The organism is Microbacterium meiriae, from assembly GCF_032364335.1.
Lineage (GTDB): Bacteria > Actinomycetota > Actinomycetes > Actinomycetales > Microbacteriaceae > Microbacterium > Microbacterium meiriae.
The window spans coordinates 938,011-959,878 of the sequence record NZ_CP133984.1 but is presented as its reverse complement, the minus strand read 5'-3'; the positions used below and the strand labels follow the sequence as shown (position 1 = coordinate 959,878).

The following is a 21,868-nucleotide window of genomic DNA, read 5'->3' as shown; positions in this document are numbered from 1 at the left end:
GCCTCACGCCTGCTCGGTACGGCGAGCCTGCTCCTCCCGCCAGCCCGCCTCCTTCTCGATCCACTCGTTGTCGGCGGGGAAGTCCTCGGGGCCGGTCACCCGGCGCACCTCGAGGAACGACCCCGGCCCCAGCGGCGCCCGGCTCGCCCACTCGGCGGCCTCCTCGCGCGAAGAGACCTCGATGATCCAGAAGCCGTTGAAGAGCTCCTTCGTCTCCCCGTAGGGGCCGTCCGTGAGGAGCGGCTTCTCGGCGCTGAAGTCGACGACGAAGCCCTCCGCCGCGTCGGTCAGGCCCTCGCCGGCGACGAGGACGCCCGCCTTCATCATCGACTCGTTGTACCGGCCCATGGCCTCGATGACCTGCTCGAAGGGCATCTCCTGGTAGGCCGCCACCGCGTCGTCGGTCGCGCGCATGATGAGCATGAACTTCATGATGTTCTCCTTGTTCCGAAGGGCCGTTCCTCGACCCTCTCATCACAGACGTCGAACGGGAACAGCGGAGATCGACATCGGGGTGGAACTTCTTTCGTTGACTTCTCGAGGACGCACTGAAGGCATAGAGTTTCAGTTCACACCCTTTCAATGGAAATTGTTTTCCAGATCGGACGAGACTCGATGAAGAGACGCATCGCGGCCGCCGCCGCTGCCGCCCTGCTCCTGCTGGCGCTCCCCACCACCGCCGGAGCGGCCCCCGACGAGGAGCCGTTGACCCGGTACGTCAAGGACACCTCCGGCGCCTATGGCTACAGCACGGAGCCCGTGTACACCTATCCGGGATCCGGAGAGCAGGTCGCCATCCCCACGACGCTGACGCCGGAGAACCGCCGCTTCTCCAGCGCCTGGGTCGGCACGATAGGCAACCTGAACTTCGGCAAGCCCACGGATGCGGCGGACTTCGACGCCCGCTACGCGACGGTGCTCGACGACTTCGCCTCCTGGAACATGAACGCCGTGATCTTCCAGGTGCGTCCGCTGCTGGACGCCTACTACCCCTCGGCGCTCAACCCGTGGTCCGAGTTCCTCACCGGCACCCAGGGCGCCGATCCCGGGTACGACCCGCTGCAGCGCATGGTGGAGGCCACGCACGCGCGCGGCATGGAGTTCCACGCCTGGCTGAACCCCTACCGTGTGACCAACACCAAGATGACGTCTCCCGCGATCCTCACCGCACTCGGGCTCACCGCGGACGAGGTGAAGGCGCTCTCGATCCCGCAGTACATCGCGGCGCTCAACGACGCCGGCATCCTCGCCGACGACAACTTCGCCGTGCAGCACCCCGACTGGGTGCTGTCGTTCGAGGAGAAGCTGTTCCTGGACCCGGGCCAGCCCGAGGTCCCCGCGTACGTCGCGGCCACCGTCGCCGAGATCACGGAGAACTACGACGTCGACGCCATCCACTTCGACGACTACTTCTACCCGTACCGGATCACCGTCGACGGCCAGAACGTGTTCTTCGGCGCGCAGGGCGAGGACCGCGCGACCTTCGAGGAGTTCGGCCTCACGGCGGGCTACCCCGACACCGTGGACGGCATCGAGGCGTGGCGGCGCGACAACATCACGGGTCTCATCACCCTCGTCGGCGACGCGATCGATGCCGGCAACGCGGCCCGCGGCACCGCCGTGCAGCTCGGCATCAGCCCGTTCGGGATCTGGGAGCACGAGGCGCTGGACCCGGCCGGATCCCACACGCCGACCAGCTCGTCGCAGACGTACAGCCAGGCGGTCTTCGCCGACACCCGCGGGTGGGTGCAGAACGAGCTGATCGACTACATCGTGCCGCAGATCTACTGGAGCTTCGATCAGGCCGCCGCCCCCTACGGGGAGCTCGCGCAGTGGTGGAGCGACGTCGCAGCGGGCAGTCGCACCCAGGTCTACGTGGGGCATGCGCTCTACAAGCACGTCAACAACGGCGGCTGGGAGCAGGCCTGGATGAACCCGGAGGAGGTGCCGAACCAGATCCGGTACAACCAGAAGCTCGACGGCATCGAGGGCAGCGTCCTGTTCAGCTACAACGACATGAAGGCCAGCGATCTGAGCTCTCTCCCCGCTGATCAGCAGCCCAAGCACCAGGCCAAGAACACCGCGATCGAGCTCCTCGAGGGCGAGGCCTTCGCCCACCCCACGCTCGTTCCGGCCAAGCCCTGGCTCTCGGACGGACAGGTGGCCACCCCGGCGGCCCCCGAGGTCATCGACGGCGAGCTCCGCTGGCAAGCCGGGGACGCGCAGGAGGCCCGCCAGTATGCGATCTATCGCGGAACCGGTGATCCGGCGCAGATCGTCGCCACGCCGGGCGCGCTGGTGGACACGGTCTGGGCAGGCGGCGCGGCGTCGTTCCGCTTCCCCCTCCCCGCCGACGATGCCCCCACCGCCGCGCGCGCTGCGACGGAGACCTGGGTGGTGACCGCGCTGGATGCCGCCGCCGTCGAGAGTGCGCCGGTGGCTGTCGCCGTGGACGAGCCGGTGGACCCGACCGACCCGGGGACTCCGACGGATCCGACCGGACCGACGGACCCCGGCAGCCCGTCGAACCCGGGCGCTGCGGGTGAGGACGGCGTCACGGCACCCGGGGGCGGGGCCACGCGTGGCGAGCGCGGTGATCTCGCGGCGACGGGTGGCGACGCCCCCATCGTCGCTCTGGTGCTGGGCGGCCTGCTACTGGCCGCCGGCGCCGTCACCACGGTCGTGGCCGCACACGGGCGCCGCACGCGATGACGCCATCGACCGCCGGGGGGCCGCTCGCGACCTCCCGGCGGTCGCGACGGTCGCGTTCAGCGGCGCCGGGACGGAGCCTGCACGACGGCGGCGATGGTCGTGGCCAGCGCCTCCATCGAGCGCTCGGGACTCCACGCCGCCGCGACGGCCGGCGCCTCGGCACGCAGCGCCGCCAGACGGTCCTGGTCGGTCAGCAGCTCCCGGAGCGCCTCCCCCAGCGCCTCCACGTCGCCCGCGGGGACGAGAACCCCGCCGCCCGCACCGAGAACATCGCGGATGCCGTACCGCACGTCGTAGGACACCACGGGCGTGCCGTGCAGGAGGGCCTCGACGATGCCCAGCGGCTGCCCTTCGAACGCCGTGGAGGTGACGAGCACGGATGCCCGATCGAGAACGGTGGCCGGATCCGCGGTGTAGCCACAGAGACGCACGCGGTCCGCGGCGTCGAGCTCGGCGATCAGTGCCGCCAGCCGCTCCTGCTCTGCTCCCGTGCCCCAGATCTCCATCCGGGAGCCCGGCACGTCCACCTCGATGAAGGCACGGATGGAATGGTCGATGCGCTTGCCGGCCGCGAGCCGCCCCAGCACGACCACGAGGCCCTCCTCGCGCAGGTCGTCCCTCCGCTCGACCGGCGCGATGGGATTCGGCACCACGACATGGTTCGCGGTGTCGCCGAACCGGGCCACGACGTCGTCGCGCTGCGTGGCCGTCGGCCAGATGACCGCGTCGAAGCGGTCGGCCAGCCGGAACCAGCGCGTCCAGAGCGTGTTGAGGGTCGCGTCGGGCGTGTAGGGCGCCTCCACGTGCATGGTGTGGATGGGGTGCAGGATGCGGACGCGCGGGTCGACCCAATCGGCGATCAGCTCACCGAGCTGGCGGGACTCGCAGATCACGACGATCGGACGGTCCCCCACCGCCGCGGTGACGTGCCCGAGCCAGGCACCGTAGAGTCCGCGGAAACCGTGCAGCGCACCGACGACCACGCCGCCGCCGTCGTACACCAGCACCGGTTCATCCGTCAGGTGCCAGTCGGGGTTGCCCGGGATCACCGGGAGCGCCGCGAAGGGGCGCCCCTCGGCGTCCGCGAGCACCCGGTACTCCACGTCGGGGTCGGCCGTCACCGCAGCGTCGGCCGCGTCTCGCAGCCAGGAGGCGGCTCCGCCCTCCGGCGCGACCGCCTCGTCGAAGAGGTTCCGCAGGCGATCGCGGGCGGTGAGCGCACCGCGCTCGGTGAACACGCGACGGTGCTCGGCGTGCTCGGCCGCCGTCCCCGGGTCGAAGGTCAGCAGCTGCGGACCCGCGCCCTCCCCCGCCCCTGCGGCGGCCAACAGCCGGGCGCGCGCGAGCGTGGCGATCGTGTACCCGCCGTCCAGCCCCGGGATGAGGCGGCTGGACAGCACCAGGTACTCGGCGTCCGGGAGGGCGGGCGCCGAGACCGGGGGCATCGTGCCCCCTACTCCCACTCGATCGTCCCCGGCGGCTTCGACGTGACGTCGAGCACGACGCGGTTGACGTCACGGACGCCGTTCGTGATCCGGTTCGAGATCTTCGACAGCACGTCGTACGGCAGGCGCGTCCAGTCTGCCGTCATCGCGTCCTCGCTGGAGACCGGACGCAGCACGATCGGGTGCCCGTAGGTGCGGCCGTCCCCCTGCACGCCCACCGAGCGCACATCGGCGAGGAGCACGACGGGGCACTGCCAGATCTCCTGATCGAGGCCGGCCTTGGTCAGCTCCTCGCGGGCGATGGCGTCGGCCTCACGCAGAATCTCGAGACGGTCAGCGGTGACCTCACCGATGATCCGGATGCCGAGGCCGGGCCCCGGAAACGGCTGGCGGCCGACGATCGCCTCGGGGATGCCGAGCTCGCGACCGATCGCGCGGACCTCGTCCTTGAAGAGGGCCCGCAGCGGCTCGATGAGCTCGAAGTCGAGGTCGTCCGGCAGCCCGCCCACGTTGTGGTGCGATTTGATGTTGGCGGTGCCCGCACCGCCACCCGACTCCACGACGTCCGGGTAGAGCGTGCCCTGCACGAGGAACTTCACCGGGGCGCCGCCGTCGGCCTTCGCCTCCTCGACGAGGTCGAGCTGCACCTTCTCGAACGCCCGGATGAACTCGCGCCCGATGATCTTGCGCTTCTCCTCCGGATCGGTCACGCCCTGGAGGTGACCGAGGAAGGTCTCGGCGGCGTCGACCGTGATGAGCCGCACGCCGGTGGACTCGACGTAGTCCTTCTCGACCTGCTCGCGCTCGCCCTTGCGGAGGAGGCCGTGGTCGACGAAAACCGCGGTGAGCTGGTCGCCGATCGCCTTGTGCACGAGGGCGGTCGACACGGCGGAGTCCACGCCGCCGGACAGCGCCGAGATGACCCGGGCGTCGCCGACCTGCTCGCGGATGCGCTCGACCTGCTCGGCGATCACGTTGTCGGGGTTCCAGTCGGATGCCAGACCGGCACCCTTGTGGAGGAAGTTCTCGAGCACACGCTGACCGTGGTCGGAGTGCTTGACCTCGGGGTGCCACTGCACGCCGTAGAAACCGCGCTCCTCGTTCGCGAAGGCGGCGACCTTCGTGGCCTCCGTCGTCGCGAGCACCTCGAAGCCCTCCGGGGCCTTCGCGACCTGGTCGCCGTGACTCATCCACACGTTCTGCTCGGTCGGCTGCCCGCTGAGCAGCGTGCCGCCGTCACCGGAGATGACGGCATCGGTCGCGCCGTACTCGCGGAGGCCGGTGTGCGCGACCTCGCCGCCGAGGGTCTGGGCCATGTACTGGAAGCCGTAGCAGATGCCGAGCGTGGGGACGCCGAGGTCGAAGACCGACGGGTCGAGCTTCGGCGCACCCTCCTCGTACACCGAGGACGGACCACCGGAGAGGATGATCGCGACGGGGTTCTTCGCGGCGATCTCCTCCGCCGTGGCGGTGTGCGGCACGATCTCACTGTAGACCCCGGCCTCGCGCACGCGGCGGGCGATGAGCTGCGCGTACTGGGCGCCGAAGTCGACGACGAGCGCGGGGCGCTGCTGGGTCTCGGACTGTTCGGTCAACGGACACCTTCCGGGGCGATCGCGGAGGCCTCGGCGGCCTCCCTGGTGGCGAGATAGGTCTTGACTTCACGGGCGACGACCGCCTCCATGAAGAACGACAGCAGCGGCACGACGCCGCCGAGCGCGAGCAGGATGAACCGCGGGAACCGCCAGCGCATCAGACTCCACATGCGGAAGCACGCGAAGAGGTAGACGACGTAGAACCAGCCGTGGGCGACGAGGATGAACAGCGAGATGTTGAAGCCGTCCCCGAGGGAGGTCATCTCGCAGGAGTTCGTCCACGGCGCGAACAGCGACCACCACTGGCAGTCCGGTCCGGCGATGACGCCGGCGAACCAGAGCGGGCCGCCCGACCCTCCGGCGAAGAGCTCGAGGTGGATCGGCGTGTACTTCAGCACCATCTCGGCGAGCAGCAGGAGCAGCATGACTCCCGTGATGATCGACGCGATCTGGTAGAACTTCAGCGCACCGCGGATCGCCGGAAAGCTGGCGACTTTCGGTTCGGGCATGCCCCCAGTCTAGTCGGCGGGGCGCGCCACCCCGACCCCGCCGAAACGACGGAGGCCGCCGGGTCGCCCCGACGGCCTCCGCCACGTCATCCGCCGATCGGCGTCAGAACCATCCGGTCAGGAGGTCCCACAGCCAGTCGACGATGTCCTTGATGATCCCGCCGATACCGCCGGCCCGGTTGACGGTCACGGTGGCCGTAGCCTCGTCCCCGTCCGCCTGCGCCACCGCGACGGTGTACTTCCCGGGCTGGGCGTTCTTCGGCACCGTCACCGAGGTGCTGAACGTGCCGTCCTGGCGGACCTGCACCGTGCCGACCTCGACGCCCTGGCCCTTCTTCGGGCGGAGCTCCACCGTCACGGTTTCGCCGGGCTGGTAGCCCTCGCCGGTGATCGCGAGCTTCTTGCCCGCGGCCACCTTCGAGGAGCCGAGCGCGATGGTCCCCGCGAACTCCTCCTCGCCGGCGATCGTGAACGGCACCTGCACCGTGGTGCCCGTCGCCGGGACCTCGACCGTGAGCTGCTGCTCGCCGAACACCCCGGACGGCACCGTGAAGGTGAGGGTGGCACGCCCGCCCTCGTCCGTGGTGTCCACGATGGTCGGGTCGACCGTGCCGGCCGCGAGCTGCGTGTCACCGAGCGACAGGGTGACCGCTCCCGGAGCTGCCTCGCCCCCGCTGAAGGCCAGCGAGGAGAGGGAGACGGTCACCTGGTCGCCCGCGCGGTAGCCGTCGGCGTCCGCCGGGCTGACCGTCACGCCGACCGCACGCTGGGCGAGGTCGGGCGAGGCCGTCTTGTTCGCGTCGAACCAGTCGACCATGGACTGCAGGTCGATCTTGCCGGTGTCCCGCTTGCCCGCGCCCTCCTTGAAGGTGGCGAAGTTGTCGCCGCCCGCAGCGAGGAAGGAGTTCGCCGCCACCGTGTACTCCCCGTTCGGGTCGATCGCCGTGCCGTTCAGCGTGATCGAGGTGATCCGCGAACCCGCGGCCGCCGTCGGGTCGTAGGTGTAGACCAGCCCCTCGGAGACGCCGAGCTTGAGGAACGGTCGCGCCGATCCGGCCGGCTGCCACTGCTCCTCCAGCACCCCCTTCAGCTGCGTGCCGGTGAGGGTCAGCGTGACCAGCGTGTTGGCGAACGGCTGGACGGTCGCCGCCTCCCGGTAGGTGACGTTGCCGTTCGGATCGTCGGCGTTGCTCGACGCGTAGGTCAGGTTGGCACGGATGCCGCCCGGGTTCATGAGAGCGATGTCCGCACCCGTGGACCACTTCTGCACGTCGGCGACGAAGTTGCCGATGGTGGACTCGCCACCGCGGTTCTCCGAGCCGTTGGTCTGCCGCGCACGGTTGAAGTCGGCGGTGATGTCGCCGACCTTCACGGCGCCCAGCACGTCGGCCTCCGCCTTCGCCTTGTCGACGATCGCCTGCACCTCCGGCACCGCCGGGTACAGCGGCTTGCCCGCAGCCGTGAGGGGCTTGATCTCGTTGGTGATCGAGAGCAGCTCCTTCGTCTTCGGGTCGACCTGGATGTTCATGAGGCCGAGGTTCTCGCCGTACTGCCCCGCCGAGACGACCGGCCGGCCATCGATGACATGGTTGTAGGCGAGGTGCGTGTGCGCCGAGACGATCGCGTCCACGTCGTCGTCGACCCCGTAGACGATCTCGCCCAGCGGCGAGTCCTCGGTGATCGCGGACAGCGCGGTGCTCTCCGCGCCTTCGTGCACGAGCAGGATCACCACGTCCGCCTCGCCGTTGGCGGGGTCCCCGTCGCGCAGGTCGTCGGCCACGGCGTTCACGGAGTCGACGATGCTGCGCACCTCGAGATCAGCGATGCCCTCGGGCGAGACGAGCGAGTCGAGGTCTTCCGTGACGGCGCCCACGAATCCGACGCGCACGCCGTCGAGCTCCTTGACCCAGGCCGGGGCCAACGCGGGCTCACCGGTCTCGGTGAGGAAGACGTTCGAGGAGATGTACTCCCAGTCCGCGCGCTCCTGCACCCGGTCGCGCAGGTCTTCCCAGCCCTGGTCGAACTCGTGGTTGCCCGCCGCGCTCACGTCCAGACCGGCGGCGTTGAGCGCGTCGATCGTGGGGTTGTCGTCGTTGATGAACGACGTGAACGTCGACGCCCCGATCAGGTCGCCGGCTCCGGCGAAGATCGTGTTCGGGTTCGCCGCACGGAACTGCTGCACCGCGCCGGCGAGCACGGCAGCTCCTGCCGCCGCCCCGTCCGCCTCGATACGGCCGTGGAAGTCGTTCACCGTCACCACGTCGATGCTCACCGGCGGGATCTCCGAGGAGACGCCGACGAGGATCGGGTCGTGGTCGCTCGACCGGTAGGGGGTGCCCTCCTCGGCGGCGCCGAACGCATAGCCGCGGTCGCTCCACTCCGGCGAGTTGATTCCCCATACACCGGCGCCCGTGATCGACGGGACGAGCGAGGGCGAGGCGATCACGTGGTCGAGCGAGCCGAGCTCGCCGTCGAACGTGTAGGTGTACTGACCTGCGGCCTTGTCGGCGGCGACGTCGCTCCACCCCTGCGAGGTGAACACGTCGATCGGGTCTTCCTGCCCGTAGGCGTTGAAGTCGCCGATCAGCAGCATGTCGCTGCTGCCGCTGCTCTCGGCCAGCTCGTCGGTGAAGTCGAGGACGGCCTGCGCCTGCTTCACCCGGTCGGCGTTGAAGAAGCCCTGACCGTCGGCGGGCTCGGCCCCGGCGCCCTGCGGCGGGGACTTCGACTTCAGGTGGTTGGCGACGACGGTGACGACCCGGCCGTCGATGTCGAACGCCTGGGCGATCGGCTCGCGGGCGTTGCCCCACACGGACTCGTCGGTGACGGTCGCGCTGTCGCCCACCGTGCTCACGGCGTCCTTCTTGAAGATGATCGCGTTGGTGATGTAGTCCGTGGTCGCCGGGTCCTGCAGAGCCTCGGGCGTGCGCACGTAGTCCCACACGTCGGAGCCCGCGTCGGCGTTGAGGCCGGCGACGAGGTCCTTGAGGGCGGTGTCGACGGGCTTGCCCAGCTTGACCGAGTTCTCGATCTCCATCAGCGCCACGATCTCCGCGTCGAGGCCGTTGATGGCCGAGACGATCTTGGACTTCTGGATGGCGAACTGGGCCGCGTTCGCCGCGCCGCGGGCGTCGGCGTTCTCGCTCTTCAGCGTCGTGAAGTAGTTGTAGACGTTGAACGACGCCACCTGCGCATCACCGCCCACCTCCGGGGCCTCCGCGGGGCGCGGGTTCGTCGCCTCGAAGGTGACCTTGCGCTCCGCGGGGGAGGCGTCGTCGATCGGGACCACCGGCTGCAGACGCCAGTCGTCGAAGCCCCACTGGAGCACGTAGCCGTTGGACCCGAAGTCGACGGTGTCGCCGTTGCGGACCACCGTGTCCTCCGTGAAGTACGGCTGCTGGCCCGGGTGGCCGTTGTTGGTCACCTGGATGGACCAGGCGTCGTCGAGCAGGATGCGGTTGGCGCGGTTCTCGGCCGCGATGGCGGCCGCGTCGGCCCCGGGACGCGTGGTCTCGGTGCTCTTGACGTTGAGGTCGTCGCCGGCGTTCAGCCACAGCGCCCCGTAGTTGTAGAGCTGGTGGCTCGACGCGAGCCGGTACGTGCCGGTCGGGGCGACGTACATGTTCTCGTACTGCTCGCGGTCGGCACCACGGACGGTGTCGGGGAGCGGTGTGAGCGCGGGCACGCCCACGCCGGCCGTGACCACCGAGACGTCCGCGACCGCGGCAGGGGCGATCTGGGTCTGACCGTAGTACTCGCTCACCGTGCCGGTCACCGAGACGAGGTCGCCGATCTCGAGCGTGGGCGCGAGGGCGTTCAGGAACACGAACACGCCGTCCGAGGCGCCCGGGGTCGCGTCGGTCTCGCCGCCCGAGCCCTGCGTCTGGATCACGATGCCCTTGTAGCCGCCGGTCCGGTGGTCCGCCGTGACGACGCCCTCGACGCGGACGCGCTGTCCGGCGAGCGGCGAGACGTCGCCGGTGCCCTGGACCTCCGCGATGGTGGCGGCCTTCGGCTCCGTCCCCGGCTCCTCGCCCGGGTCGGTGCCGGGATCCGTGCCGCCGGAGTTCTGCGGGGTGATGGTCGCCGACAGTGCGAAGTCGGCCTTGTTGTCGTCCGCGTCCGCACCGTCCGTGCGATTCAGCGACCGGACGTCGGTGTTGCTGGTGGGGGCGGTGGCCGCCGCCGTCTCGAAGGTGTTCGAGGTGCCGTAGCCGAGGAGGTCGATCACCCCGTCCACGCCGACGGTCGAGCCGGGGGTGAGGGTCACCGCCGCGGTGCCCTCGACGAGCGCCAGGGTGCCGTTGGTGCCGCTCGGGCTCAGCGTCGTGGTGGCGTCGGGAGTGGGCAGCGCGGCGCCGTTGGTGCCGTTGCTGTTCGCCTGCACGAGGAAGTAGCCGCCCGCCGGGATCGTCCCCTTCAGCGGTGCGACGCCGTTGAAGGCGCCGGTCCCGGCCGCGGAGCGGTACTGCAGGGACATGCCGTCGAGCGTGACGGGCGCCGCCGTCGGGTTGTAGAGCTCCACGAACTTGTTCGTGAACGCCGCCCCGGCGCTGCCGCCGGACAGATAGGCCTCGTTGATCACCACCCCGGTGCCCTCGGTGTTCGCCGATGCGGGCGCGGCCACCAGCGAGCCGAGGCTCAGGGCGGCGACGCACGTCGCGGCGAGAGCGCCCACGCGCCCTCGGATTCTGCGGTGCGAGACGGGGGTCAGGGTCTCCCCGTGCTCAGGAGCGGACATCATCGGTGCTGTCTCCTCGATCGTGTTCCGGCGCTGCTCAGGACGCTGTCATCGCACACATCGGGAACTCCCAGCGTGCGCACATGGAGCGAGCATACGGAGCGGTTCGGACATCCTCAACGGAGTTTTCCCATTGGTCATCCAGCGCTCACCGAATGGCCGCGACGCCCCCTGACGAAGGTTCACACGCCGGCCCTGCGGCGCGCAGAAGCGCAGCGTTCGTCGCGCGGATGCGCAGTGGCCGTCAGACGGCCGCTGACCCCTCAGCGTCCTCGAACTCCTCCACCTCGCGCTCCCAGGCGTCCTTCGCCAGGCGGTACCAGAGGTAGAACGCGAAGCCCGCGAAGATGACCCACTCGGCGGCATAGAAGACGTTGAGCCAGTTGACCGGGGACTGCTCCTCCGGCGCGGGCGAGGCGATGTCGTCGAGCCCTGCCGTGGCGGTCGTGGAGGCGAGATACGGACGGTAGACGTCGAGCTGCTCGATGTCGTGCCAGCGGCTCAACAGAGCGGCCGGGGACATCCGGTCCATCTGCTCCGGATCGGAGCGCGGAGGCACCGACGGACCCTCATCCGAGATGACGCGACCGGCGACCTCGACCACGCCGCCGTCCGCCTCGGCTTCCAGACGCTCCACGGCGGCGTCGGCGGCCTCGCGATCCGGCGCCCAGCCGATGGCCACCGCCAGCGAGACGCGCTCGTCGACCCGGAGCTGTCCGGTGACCCAGTACCCCTCGGCGCCGTCGTTGAAGCGGCTACCCACGACGAGGAAGTCCCCGGGGACCCAGACGCCCTCCGTCTCCACGCGCTGCCCGACGAGGGGCTCGGGGAGGTACTCCCCCGGCTGCACGACCTCGTCCAGCGGCCGGACCTGCTCGGTCGCCCCCGGCGCCGGTGGATCGGTCTCGATCGCCCGCTCCAGCTGCCATTGGCCGAGCCAGGCGAACACCCCGGCGACGACGAGGCACAGCAACAGCATCGCGATCCAGCGTCCCCGCAGCATGACCTCACGAAGGGTCGGCGGGAAGGGAGCAGGTGCGGTCACGGTGATGCGGAGACCTCAGGCCTCGTACGGGGCCAGCACGACCTCCACCCGCTGGAACTCCTTGAGATCGGAGTACCCGGTGGTGGCCATCGACTTGCGCAGCGCGCCGATGAGGTTCGCGGTGCCGTCGGCGACCGGCGCCGGACCGTAGAGGATCTCCTCCAGCGTGCCGATCCCGCCGACCTCGACGCGTCGTCCGCGGGGCAGCTTCGGGTGGTGCGCCTCGGGACCCCAGTGGAATCCCTGGCCGGGAGCGTCCGTCGCGCGAGCCAGAGCGACCCCGAGCATGACGGCGTCTGCGCCCATGGCGAGCGCCTTCACGATGTCGCCGGAGGTGCCGACGCCGCCGTCGGCGATCACGTGGACATAGCGCCCACCGGACTCGTCGAGGTAGTCGCGGCGAGCCGCGGCCACATCGGACACCGCGGTGGCCATGGGCGCGTGGATGCCGAGGGTGGCACGGGTGGTGGACGCCGCGCCGCCGCCGAAGCCCACGAGCACGCCGGCGGCACCGGTGCGCATGAGGTGCAGGGCCGCCGTGTAGGTCGCGGCTCCGCCCACGATCACCGGCACGTCGAGGTCGTAGATGAACTTCTTGAGGTTCAGCGGCTCCGCCACGCTCGACACGTGCTCGGCGGAGACGGTCGTGCCCCGGATGACGAACAGGTCGACGCCGGCCGCGGCGACGGTGTCGTAGAACTCCTGCGTGCGCTGCGGGGTGAGGGAGCCGGCGACGGTGACGCCGGCTTCGCGGATCTCGGCGAGTCGGCGGGTGATGAGCTCGGGCTTGATGGGCTCCGAGTAGAGCTCCTGCATGCGCACGGTCGCGCGGTCCTCCGCGAGGCCGGCGATCTCGGCGAGGAGCGGCTCCGGGTCCTCGTACCGGGTCCAGAGCCCCTCGAGGTCGAGCACCCCCAGGCCGCCGAGCTGCCCGAGCATGATCGCGGTGCGCGGGCTGACGACCGAGTCCATCGGCGCCCCGAGCACCGGGATCTCGAAGCCGAAGGCGTCGATCGTCCATGCGGTGGACACGTCCTCGGGGTTCCGCGTGCGCCGCGAGGGCACCACCGCGATGTCGTCGAACGTGTACGCGCGACGCGCGCGCTTTCCTCGGCCGAGCTCGATCTCCATGGTCACCCGTCCAGCCTACCCGGCGCCCGGCGGCCTCCGCGGCGGTCAGCGCGCACGCGCCACCCGCCGCTCGTCCCAGACCGGCTCGTCGGATTCGTAGACCTCGCCGTCCGTGCCGAACACGAGGAACCGGTCGAAGGAGCGAGCGAACCATCGGTCGTGGGTGACCGCGACCACGGTGCCCTCGAAGCGTCCGAGCGCCTCCTCCAGCGCCTCGGCCGACTCCAGGTCGAGGTTGTCGGTGGGCTCGTCGAGGAGGAGGAGGGTCGCGCCGGACAGCTCGAGCAGGAGCACCTGGAACCGCGCCTGCTGTCCGCCGGAGAGCGATTCGAACGGCTGCTGGGCCTGGCGGACGAGGCCGTACCTGTCCAGGGCCGAGCTCGCCGCGTCCCGGGGCATGCCGTCGCGGAGGTCGTCCCCCCGATGCAGGATCTCCAGCAGCGTGCGGCCGACGAACTCCGGGTGCGCGTGGGTCTGCGCGAAGAGCCCCGGTACCACGCGGGCGCCCAGCACCGCGCGTCCGGTGTGCTCGACGGGGCGGAGCTCCTCCGCGACCGCGGTCACATGCCCCAGGGACGGATCCGGGTCGGTACCACCGCGGGCCATCAGTCGCAGGAAGTGCGATTTGCCTGAGCCGTTCGACCCGAGCACGCCCACCCGGTCGCCGTACCAGATCTCGGTGTCGAAGGGCCGCATGAGACCGGTCAGCTCGAGTCGGTCAGCCACGACCGCCCGCTTCCCGGTCCTGGCCCCGCGGAGGCGCATGTCGAACTCTTGCGCCGGGGGCCGCTCCTCGGGCGGGCCCGCCTCCTCGAACTTCCGCAGTCGCGTCTGCGCCGCCTGATACCGGGACGCGAAGCCGTCGTTCGCGGACGCCTTGACCTTGAGGTTCGCCACCAGGATGCGGAGCTTCTCATGCTGCTCGTCCCACCGCCGGCGCAGCTCGTCGAGCCGGTCCATCCGATCGGCGCGCGCCTGATGGTAGGTCGCGAAGCTCCCGCCGTGCACCCAGGCGGTCGACCCCGCCGCACCGGGTTCCAGCGTGATCAGCCGATCGGCGGCTCTGGCGAGGAGCTCGCGGTCGTGCGACACCAGCAGCACGGTCTTGTCCGTGGCGCGCAGCCGCTCCTCGAGCCACCGCTTGGTCGGCACGTCGAGGTAGTTGTCCGGCTCGTCGAGCAGGAGCACCTCATCGGGGCCACGGAGCAGCGCCTCCAGGGCGAGCCGTTTCTGCTCTCCGCCGGAGAGGGAGGTGAGCTCGCGGTACCGTGCCCGCTCGAACGGCACGCCGAGCGCTGCCACGGTGCACTGATCCCACACGGTCTCGTGCTCGTATCCGCCGGCGTCCGCGTACTCGGCGATGGCGGAGGCGTAGGCCATCTGGGTGTCGTGCTCGTCGCGGTCGATGAGCGCGTTCTCCGCCGCCTCCAGCGCCTCCGCGGCACCCCGAAGGCGGGTGGGGGCCACCCGCACGAGCAGCTCGTGCACGGTCTGGCCCGGCTCGCCGTGCCCGACGAACTGGTCCATGACGCCGAGTCCGCCGTCGATGGTCACCACCCCGTCGTCGGCCGGCTGCTCGCCGCGGATGATCCGCAGCAGCGTCGTCTTCCCCGCCCCGTTCGGCCCGATCAGAGCGCTGGTCGATCCCGCCCCGACCCGGAACGACACCTCGTCGAGAAGCGGTCTGCCGTCGGGAAGCGTCAGTGAGATCCCGGATGCGTCGATGTACCCCACAGGCGTGGCCGTCCTTCCGCCCGCGGACAGCGAGCCGACCAGGCTATCAGTCCGCGCGGCTTCGCGACGACCGGGACGAGCCTTCCGGGCCCGTCAAGCCGCATCTTCCTGCGCTGCGGCCGCTCGACGCTCATCGTGGAGCGCGTTCGCCAGACTGGCACCGGTGAGCTGCGCACGGACAAGTGTCCGCGCCTGCTCCCGTGCGAGGAGGACGACGCCGCCGCGGTCCTCCTCGATCATCAGCAGAGTGACGCCCTCGTTCCAACGCTGCCGCGCGCGCAACTCGCCGGGAATGACCAGGTGCCCGTGGTCATCCAGCGAAGCAGTGAAGGTGGCGGTCATGACGCCCACCGTACCGCTCCCCCACCGATGTGTCAGTCCGCGCGGCTGAGGGTCTGCAGCACCTCGGTCTTCGGAGCCGCCGGGAGCACGAACCGGAACTCGGTGCCGACCCCCTCCTCGCTGGTCACGTCCATCGACCCGCCGTGGGCCAGCACGATCGCGCGCGTGATCGTGAGACCCAGCCCTACCCCCGGCACGGCGTTGCGCGTGGCCGTCGAGGCGCGGAAGAAGCGCGTGAAGAGCATGCGCTGCTCGTCCTGCGGGATCCCGACCCCGGTGTCGGCGATGGCGACCTGCACCCCGCCGTCGAGGCGACGCACGGCTGCCGTCACTCGACCCCCGCGCGGGGTGAACTTGATGGCGTTCGAGAGGAGGTTGTCCACCGCCTGCCCGAGGCGTCCGGGATCGACCAGCAGCGGGATCGGCTCGTCACCGACCTGCAGCTCCAGTTCGATCCCCTCGCGTTGCGCATGCGGCCCCGCCGAGGCGACCGCCGAGCGCACGAGCTCCGCGACGTCGGCCTGGTCCCGTTCCAGGGGGAACCGCCCCGACTCCACCTGCGCCGTGAAGAGCAGATCGCCGACGAGGTTCAGCAGTCGCTTCGCGTTGCGCTCGATGATGCCGACGAACTCCTGCTGGTCCTCGGTCAGGGGCTGACCGGGGTCGTTCTGCAACAGGTCGAGGAAGCCGATGATCGCACTCAGCGGCGTCCGGAGCTCATGGGAGATCATCCCCACGAACTCGTCCTTCATGCGCGCGACCTCGACGGCTCTGGTCTCGTCCGTGAGCACGAACAGGTATCCCTGCTGCGCGCCGGACGGATCCTTGTGCGGGGTGACGGTCACCCGCGCCGGCACCGTCGTGCCGCCCGCGGTCCTCACCTCGATGTCGCCGTCGACGGTATGGCCGGCGTCCGCGTGGGCGAAGAGCTCGCGGAGCCCGTCCGGCACTCCTGCGCGGTCGGGCGCCCCGCCCTGCCCCGCCGGCACCCCCGAGACGTCTTCGCGCGACGCGGTGTCCTCGGCGAGCATCCTCAGCGCCGACGGCGAGAAGAAGCGGTCGACGCGCACGTCGTCGAGAGCCTCGTCATGGGAGAGCCCGAGCAGGCGGACGGCCCCGGGGTTCCACGCCGTGACGCGCCCCTCGCGATCGGTGCCGATCACGGCCTGCGCGGTGATCGACGCCCACAGGCCCTCGAACGAGTCGAGCAGCACGCGGTACTCGTGCTCCTTCTGACGAAGCTGCACGATCATCGAGACGTTCTCGGACAGCGCCTTGGTCCGCTCCGTGACCAGTTCCTCCGCCTGCTGCACCCGCAGCCGCTGCTGCCGGGAGAGCTCGTTCACCACGGCCGCGACGGCCGCGAAGACGAGCGGACCGACGACGCCGCGGAGCCACACCACCGCGTTCGTCGGCGGTTCGACGACGTAGGGGATCAGCAGCGCGAACGACGTGAACGCGCCGACGACGAAGACCCAGCGGATCCCCGGCGCCGCCGCGATCCAGATCACCGGGAGCAGCACGAGCGATCCGAAGAGCGAGGCCGCGCCTCCCGTCCCTGCACGGAAGAGGCCCAGTCCCAGGATGTCGACCATCGGCACCAGCAGCACGATCCAGCCCTCGCGGATGTGCATCGCGCTGAGCACCCCGGCGTGGAGCGTCGCGACGAGCACGACCGCGAGGCCGGACAGCGCGAGGGCCACATCGGTGAACGGCAGGCTGGGGATGGCCCACGTCATCACGCCCGCGATCGCGGCGGCGACGAGAGTCGGGACCTGCTTGACGATCGGGCTCGGGTTGTCGACGACCCGGTACCAGCGGTTCTCGGCACGCTCCAGCGGCGTGGCCCTCATCGCGGCACCCGCTCCACGGCCCGATGCAGGTCCGCCCCCGTGATGGGCTTCGGCAGCGCGGCGTCAGCCGGTGGATACTCCGCGACGTCCAGCACCGAGCTGACGATGAGGAAGCATTCCGGGTAGCGTTCGTGGATCAGCCGGCAGCACGCCTGACCGGAGATGCCGGGGAGCAGCAGGTCCAGGACGGCGACCTGGGGGTCGATGTCCGGGAAGGCGGCGATGGCAGACTCCGCATCGGGCGCGACGAACACGTCGAAGCCCTCGCGGTCGAGGTATCGACCCAGGAGGGTCGCCTGGTCCGGAGCGTCCTCGACGACCAGGGCGAGCGGTCGTCCGGTCATCGCAGGAGCAGCTCTCGGACCACGACGATCACGACCACGACGGCGAGGGAGAGCAGCGCCTGCGGGATGAGCCGGCGCTCCTTGCGGGCGTCTGCGGCGATCTCCTCCACCTCGGCGTCGTGCGATGGTGCGTCGGTCATGAGTCGACCCGTCCGATCTTCTCGGTCTTGATCCAGGAGGCATCCGCGCGACGCCACTCCTTGAGGTACGAGTCGGCGGTGATCGCGCACAGCAGTGATCCGTAGCCGCAGACGTAGAGCAGCAGGCCCGCGAAGAAGCGTCCGGCCGGAAGCGGCTCGACCGCCCGCGCGAGCCAGATGCCGAGCATCGACACCGGCCCCCAGAGGGCGAACGCCAGCAGCCACAGCACACGCGTCTGCTCCGTCGACTCCTGCCCGGCCGCGCCGATGAGGCCGTCCAGGGCCCAGGGGAACAGCGCCAGGGCCATGAGGATCAGCGCCCCGAGCCCCGGGAACATGATCGCCTCGCGCCAGGACTGCCGCCCGATGCGCGGATCGAGCTGGACGGAGTAGAGCATCGAGAAGATGTAGATGGCCGCCGCGGCGATCCACATGAACCGGAACACGAACTCCGCGACGTCGCTGTGCAGGAGCAGGAGGACGATCATCGCGGTGGCGGCGAGGAGCAGGAGCGCCGGCATCAGCAGGATCGTGAACCAGGCCAGCCCGAAGGGGATGCTGCCCAGGTTGTGGTCGCGGCTCGGTCGGAACCAGAGCTTCTTGTAGATCGAGGTGAGCTGCACGTTGCCGCGCGCCCAGCGCAGCCGCTGCTTCCACAGGCTGTCGATCGTCCGCGGCTCCTCGGCGAGCACCACGGCATGCGGCTCGAACACCATCCGACGGCCGTGGAGCTGGCTCTCGAAGGTGGTCATGGTGTCCTCGGCGAGCGTGCCCGTTGGGATGCGTCCGCCGATCGCCTCGAGGTTCGCGCGGGAGTGCAGCTGCGCTCCCCCGGCGAGACAGGCGATCGCACCGCCCACGTTCTGCGTGCGCCGTGCCGAGAGCTGCCCGATGACGTACTCGATCGCGATGAACCGGGTGAGGTAGTTGCGGTCCCTGCTGCCCTCCGCGATGTAGGCCGTGACGGCCCCGACCTCCTCGTCCGCGAGGTGCCGGGTGAGCTTGCGCAGGGAGTCCCGCGCGAAGATCACGTCGGCGTCCATGATGAGCACCGCTTCGGTCCACGGGTCGGCGAGCACGACGTCGAGGCCGTGGTTCAGCGTGTGCGCCTTGCCCTCGCCACCCTTCTCGCGCCGCAGGTGGACGACCCGTCCCGGGTAGGTCGCCGCCTTCTGCTGCACGATCGCCGGGGTGTCGTCCGTGGATGCGTCGTCGACGACGAAGACGCGGAGGCGCTCGGCCGGGTACTCGAGCTGGAGCAGACGCTCGATCGCGGGGCCGATGACGAGCCCTTCGTTCCACGCCGGGATGACCACGGCCACGTTCGGGTGGTACGGCGCGGCCTTGCCGTAGTGATTGCGGAAGGCGTGCAGCGGCAGCATGAGGAACTGCAGCCCGGTGTTGACGACCGGGAGCGTGCCGATCAGCACGCAGAGGAGGAGGATGACGACGACGACCGTCTCGATCCAGGTCAGCTCGGGCATCAGCGTCCTTCCGTCCCGTCGAGCAGCGGGAGGATGCGGGAGTACCGGCCGACGTCTGCGGCCACGTGGCTGTCGGTGGACGCGACGATCCCGGCGCCCGCGCGCTCCAGCGCGGTCAGCGCCTCCGCGCCGGGGCACACCCACTTCTCGTTGACCTCGACGAGGGTGTCCGTCTCCGCGGCGGCGCGAGCCCAGGCCTCGAGGCGCTCGGCTCCGAGCTCCTCCTCCGCGAGACCGATCTTCGGCAGGATCGAGAAGCAGTGCGCGAGCTGGTTGCCTGGATGGCGTCGCATGGTCGCGATGACCGCGTCCGTGAACTGGTCGAGGACGTCGGCCGGCGCCCACCCCGCGGCGATGCGCTCGCGGACGGCGGTGGGACCGAGCGGCCCGTCCACGCCGGGGAACTGATGGTCGGCGATGAGGATCCGGTCGATGCCCTCAGGCAGCACCGGGATGTCGAGTTCCCCCGAGGCGTCGAGGATCTTCGCCTCGACGCCCGTGAGCACCGTGAGTCCGTCCGGAACGCGCAGCCGACGGACCGCGGCGAGGTACTCCGGCACCCAGGTCGTGCTCTGCCGTACGTGGTCGACGAGGCGGACCGTCTCGAGACCGACGGCCGCAGCGGCGGCGACGTTCTCCTCCAGCGTGGAGACCGCGTCATCGGAGAACGTGGAGTGGACGTGGTGGTCTCCGCGCAGGGCGGGATGGCTCACAGTTCCTCCTGGTGACCGGCGTGCGCCGACACGAGCACGTCGTCGACCTCGACGATCACGTCCTCCAGGAAGCGCACCGATGCGACCTCGCGGAAGGGCACCTGCACCGGGATCTCCCGGCCGAGGAAGAGGTCGGCGACGAGCGACGGGATGTCGACTCCGGCGGCGATCGTCAGCGGGAGCGCCCCGGGGAAGCGCGGGTTGACCTCGAGCAGCACGGCCCGCCCGTCCCGGTCGCGACGGAGCTGCACGTTGGCGACGCCGACGAGGCCGATCGCCCGCGCGATGGCGGCGGCGGTCTCCTCGAGCTCGGGATCGCGGAGGGTGCGGCCGGCGATGGCGACCCCCGAGTCCACACGGGCGCGGGTGCGCGGGACCGCCGCGACCACACCGCCGGACGCGTCGGCGATCACATCGACCGAGTACTCCTCGCCCGGGAGGAAGTCCTGCACGATCAGCCCCTCATCGGTGGGGAGGGCGGCGAGCGCCTCGGCGTCCGGGACGAGGCGCACACCGCGACTGCCCGCACCCTGGCGGGGCTTGGCGAACACCGGGAACTCCCACGCGACTTCCGCGGCATCCGGCCCGGCGAGCACGGTGCGCGGCACGCGACCGGTCGGCGCGCAGCGCTCCGCGAGGGCGAGCTTGTCGAGGGCCGTGTGCAGCGTGTCGGCGGGCGGCGCGGCGAGGACCGCGGGGGCCAGCTCATCGCGGCGGTCCGCGAGGGCGATCAGCTCCACGTCGACGGTCGAGATCACGAGGTCGAGACCGTCCTCCGCGACCATCCGCGCGATCGCCGGCACGAAGTCCTCGTCACGCCCCGGGGGAACCAGACGGCGTTGCGCCGGTGGGACGAGGTAGATGCCGCTCGCCCATCCGTCCATGTCGGCCGCGAAGACCGTCAGATCGGGCCGTCGCAGCAGGGAGCGGATCACGGCGACGCCGGCGGGGCCTCCGGCTCCGGTGACCAGTACGCGCTTCGTCATCAGCTCTCCCGTCGACTCAGTTCATGGGCGCCGATGAACTCGGCGGTCTCGCGCACGACCTCCAGCGGCTCGACCGCCTCGCCGCCGCCGAACCGCGACCAGTAGCGTGCGGTGGCGGTGACGAACTCCGGCGCGAGATACTCCCGGTTCGCCGCGGTCTGGGACTGGAAGCACTCCAGCAGCCGCAGCTTGTCATCCAGGAAGCGGTCGATGCGGACGAAGCGCGTGGGCCGGTAGTCGATGGTCGCGGAAGGGCTCTGGTAGCAGGCGACCGTGCCGACGCGGCGGGTCGCGACGATCGTCGCCTCGTTCACCGCGCGGTGATCCTGGTGGCGGTCGTGGTGCGAGTGCGTGTAGACGATGGTCGGCTGGATCTCCTGCACGACCTCCTCGATGAGGCGGACGGTCGATCCCCCACCCGAGATCTCGGTGTCGATGAGGTCTTTGACGAACAGACGCGCCCCCACCTGCTCGGCCGCGGCGAGCGACTCATGCTGGCGACTGTCCGCGTCACCGCCGCGCGCTCCGCGGGAGAGCGTGAGGATCGTGATCTGATCGCCGGCGGCCGCGTGCGCCGCGAGGATGCCGCCGACGCCGATCTCGACGTCGTCCGGGTGCGCCCCGATCGCGAGGACGACCTCGCCGGTCTTCGCCTCCGCCTTCCGGCGCCGGGACTCCTCGACGAGCCGGGCGACCGACTCCACGAGTCGGGCATTGTCGAGCGGCTTGGTGAGGAACTCGTCGGCCTGCGCCCGGAGCGCCGACACGGCGTACTCGACCGAGACGTGCGCGGTCATCACGACGACCGGCACGGTCGGCATGAGGCGCCGCAGTTCCGCGAGCAGCTCCAGGCCGCTGAGCCCCGGCATCTCGATGTCGGTCACGACGACGTCGGGTTTCACCGCCGCGGCCTTCTCGAGCGCCGACCGGCCGTCGTCCGCGAGATCGACGACGCAGCCTGCACGCCGTTCCAGGACGGTCTTGACGAGCAGGGCGACGTCGTGGTCGTCGTCGACGACGAGGATGCGAGGGGGGACCTCAGCCATGTACAGCTCTCCTTGGGGAGATTCCCTGCCGGGGGGATTCGGCGGTGC

The 21,868-nt window shown here is 70.5% G+C and carries 17 protein-coding genes; 1 reads left to right on the top strand and 16 read right to left on the bottom strand.

Annotated features, from left to right (window positions below):
- Positions 1-3: 3 nt before the first annotated feature.
- Complete coding sequence (locus RI211_RS04605) at positions 4-432, bottom strand: YciI family protein (RefSeq protein WP_268777181.1); 429 nt, start codon at positions 430-432, stop codon at positions 4-6.
- Between the two features lie 183 nt (positions 433-615).
- Here RI211_RS04605 and RI211_RS04600 point away from each other — a divergent pair, with 183 nt between their 5' ends.
- Positions 616-2,712, top strand: a complete 2,097-nt coding sequence (locus RI211_RS04600) for a glycoside hydrolase family 10-like protein (RefSeq protein ID WP_315637397.1) — start codon at positions 616-618, stop codon at positions 2,710-2,712.
- A 56-nt stretch (positions 2,713-2,768) separates the two neighbouring features.
- Here RI211_RS04600 and RI211_RS04595 read toward each other — a convergent pair whose 3' ends face one another.
- The 15 genes from RI211_RS04595 to RI211_RS04525 form a co-directional block, all read right to left on the bottom strand.
- Positions 2,769-4,157, bottom strand: coding sequence for a glycosyltransferase (locus RI211_RS04595; protein WP_315637396.1), 1,389 nt, complete (start codon positions 4,155-4,157; stop codon positions 2,769-2,771).
- An 8-nt stretch (positions 4,158-4,165) separates the two neighbouring features.
- A complete protein-coding gene (gene guaA / locus RI211_RS04590) occupies positions 4,166-5,752 on the bottom strand; it encodes a glutamine-hydrolyzing GMP synthase (protein ID WP_136052711.1) in 1,587 nt (528 codons plus the stop codon).
- Positions 5,749-6,261: a DUF3817 domain-containing protein gene (locus RI211_RS04585; protein WP_060922041.1), complete on the bottom strand. Its 513-nt coding sequence runs from the start codon at positions 6,259-6,261 to the stop codon at positions 5,749-5,751. Before RI211_RS04585 ends, guaA begins: the two co-directional genes overlap by 4 nt.
- A 103-nt stretch (positions 6,262-6,364) precedes the next feature.
- Complete coding sequence (locus tag RI211_RS04580; RefSeq protein ID WP_315653613.1) at positions 6,365-10,939, bottom strand: ExeM/NucH family extracellular endonuclease; 4,575 nt, start codon at positions 10,937-10,939, stop codon at positions 6,365-6,367.
- 307 nt (positions 10,940-11,246) lie between these two features.
- A complete protein-coding gene (locus tag RI211_RS04575) occupies positions 11,247-12,005 on the bottom strand; it encodes an SURF1 family protein (protein WP_187664106.1) in 759 nt (252 codons plus the stop codon).
- 57 nt (positions 12,006-12,062) lie between these two features.
- The gene (locus tag RI211_RS04570) at positions 12,063-13,178 is read right to left on the bottom strand and encodes a GuaB3 family IMP dehydrogenase-related protein (protein ID WP_025103746.1); all 1,116 of its coding nucleotides are present in this window, start codon (positions 13,176-13,178) and stop codon (positions 12,063-12,065) included.
- Positions 13,179-13,223: 45 nt separating this feature from the next.
- Positions 13,224-14,912 (bottom strand): ABC-F family ATP-binding cassette domain-containing protein, encoded by a 1,689-nt coding sequence (locus RI211_RS04565; RefSeq protein ID WP_315637394.1) that lies wholly within the window; start codon positions 14,910-14,912, stop codon positions 13,224-13,226.
- A 93-nt stretch (positions 14,913-15,005) separates the two neighbouring features.
- Complete coding sequence (locus RI211_RS04560) at positions 15,006-15,254, bottom strand: AbrB/MazE/SpoVT family DNA-binding domain-containing protein (RefSeq protein ID WP_259954249.1); 249 nt, start codon at positions 15,252-15,254, stop codon at positions 15,006-15,008.
- Between the two features lie 32 nt (positions 15,255-15,286).
- Complete coding sequence (locus RI211_RS04555; protein WP_315637393.1) at positions 15,287-17,107, bottom strand: sensor histidine kinase; 1,821 nt, start codon at positions 17,105-17,107, stop codon at positions 15,287-15,289.
- Entirely contained in the window at positions 17,104-17,451 is a 348-nt protein-coding gene (locus RI211_RS04550) for a response regulator (protein WP_025103741.1), read from the bottom strand. The genes RI211_RS04555 and RI211_RS04550 overlap by 4 nt, the downstream gene beginning before the upstream one ends.
- Entirely contained in the window at positions 17,448-17,591 is a 144-nt protein-coding gene (locus RI211_RS04545) for a hypothetical protein (protein WP_315637392.1), read from the bottom strand. Before RI211_RS04545 ends, RI211_RS04550 begins: the two co-directional genes overlap by 4 nt.
- Positions 17,588-19,075: a glycosyltransferase family 2 protein gene (locus RI211_RS04540; RefSeq protein WP_268777187.1), complete on the bottom strand. Its 1,488-nt coding sequence runs from the start codon at positions 19,073-19,075 to the stop codon at positions 17,588-17,590. The genes RI211_RS04545 and RI211_RS04540 overlap by 4 nt, the downstream gene beginning before the upstream one ends.
- Positions 19,075-19,788, bottom strand: coding sequence for a PHP domain-containing protein (locus RI211_RS04535; RefSeq protein ID WP_259954245.1), 714 nt, complete (start codon positions 19,786-19,788; stop codon positions 19,075-19,077). The genes RI211_RS04540 and RI211_RS04535 overlap by 1 nt, the downstream gene beginning before the upstream one ends.
- Positions 19,785-20,774, bottom strand: a complete 990-nt coding sequence (locus RI211_RS04530) for an ATP-grasp domain-containing protein (RefSeq protein WP_187663431.1) — start codon at positions 20,772-20,774, stop codon at positions 19,785-19,787. The genes RI211_RS04535 and RI211_RS04530 overlap by 4 nt, the downstream gene beginning before the upstream one ends.
- Complete coding sequence (locus RI211_RS04525) at positions 20,774-21,820, bottom strand: response regulator (RefSeq protein WP_259954244.1); 1,047 nt, start codon at positions 21,818-21,820, stop codon at positions 20,774-20,776. The genes RI211_RS04530 and RI211_RS04525 overlap by 1 nt, the downstream gene beginning before the upstream one ends.
- Between the last annotated feature and the right edge of the window lie 48 nt (positions 21,821-21,868).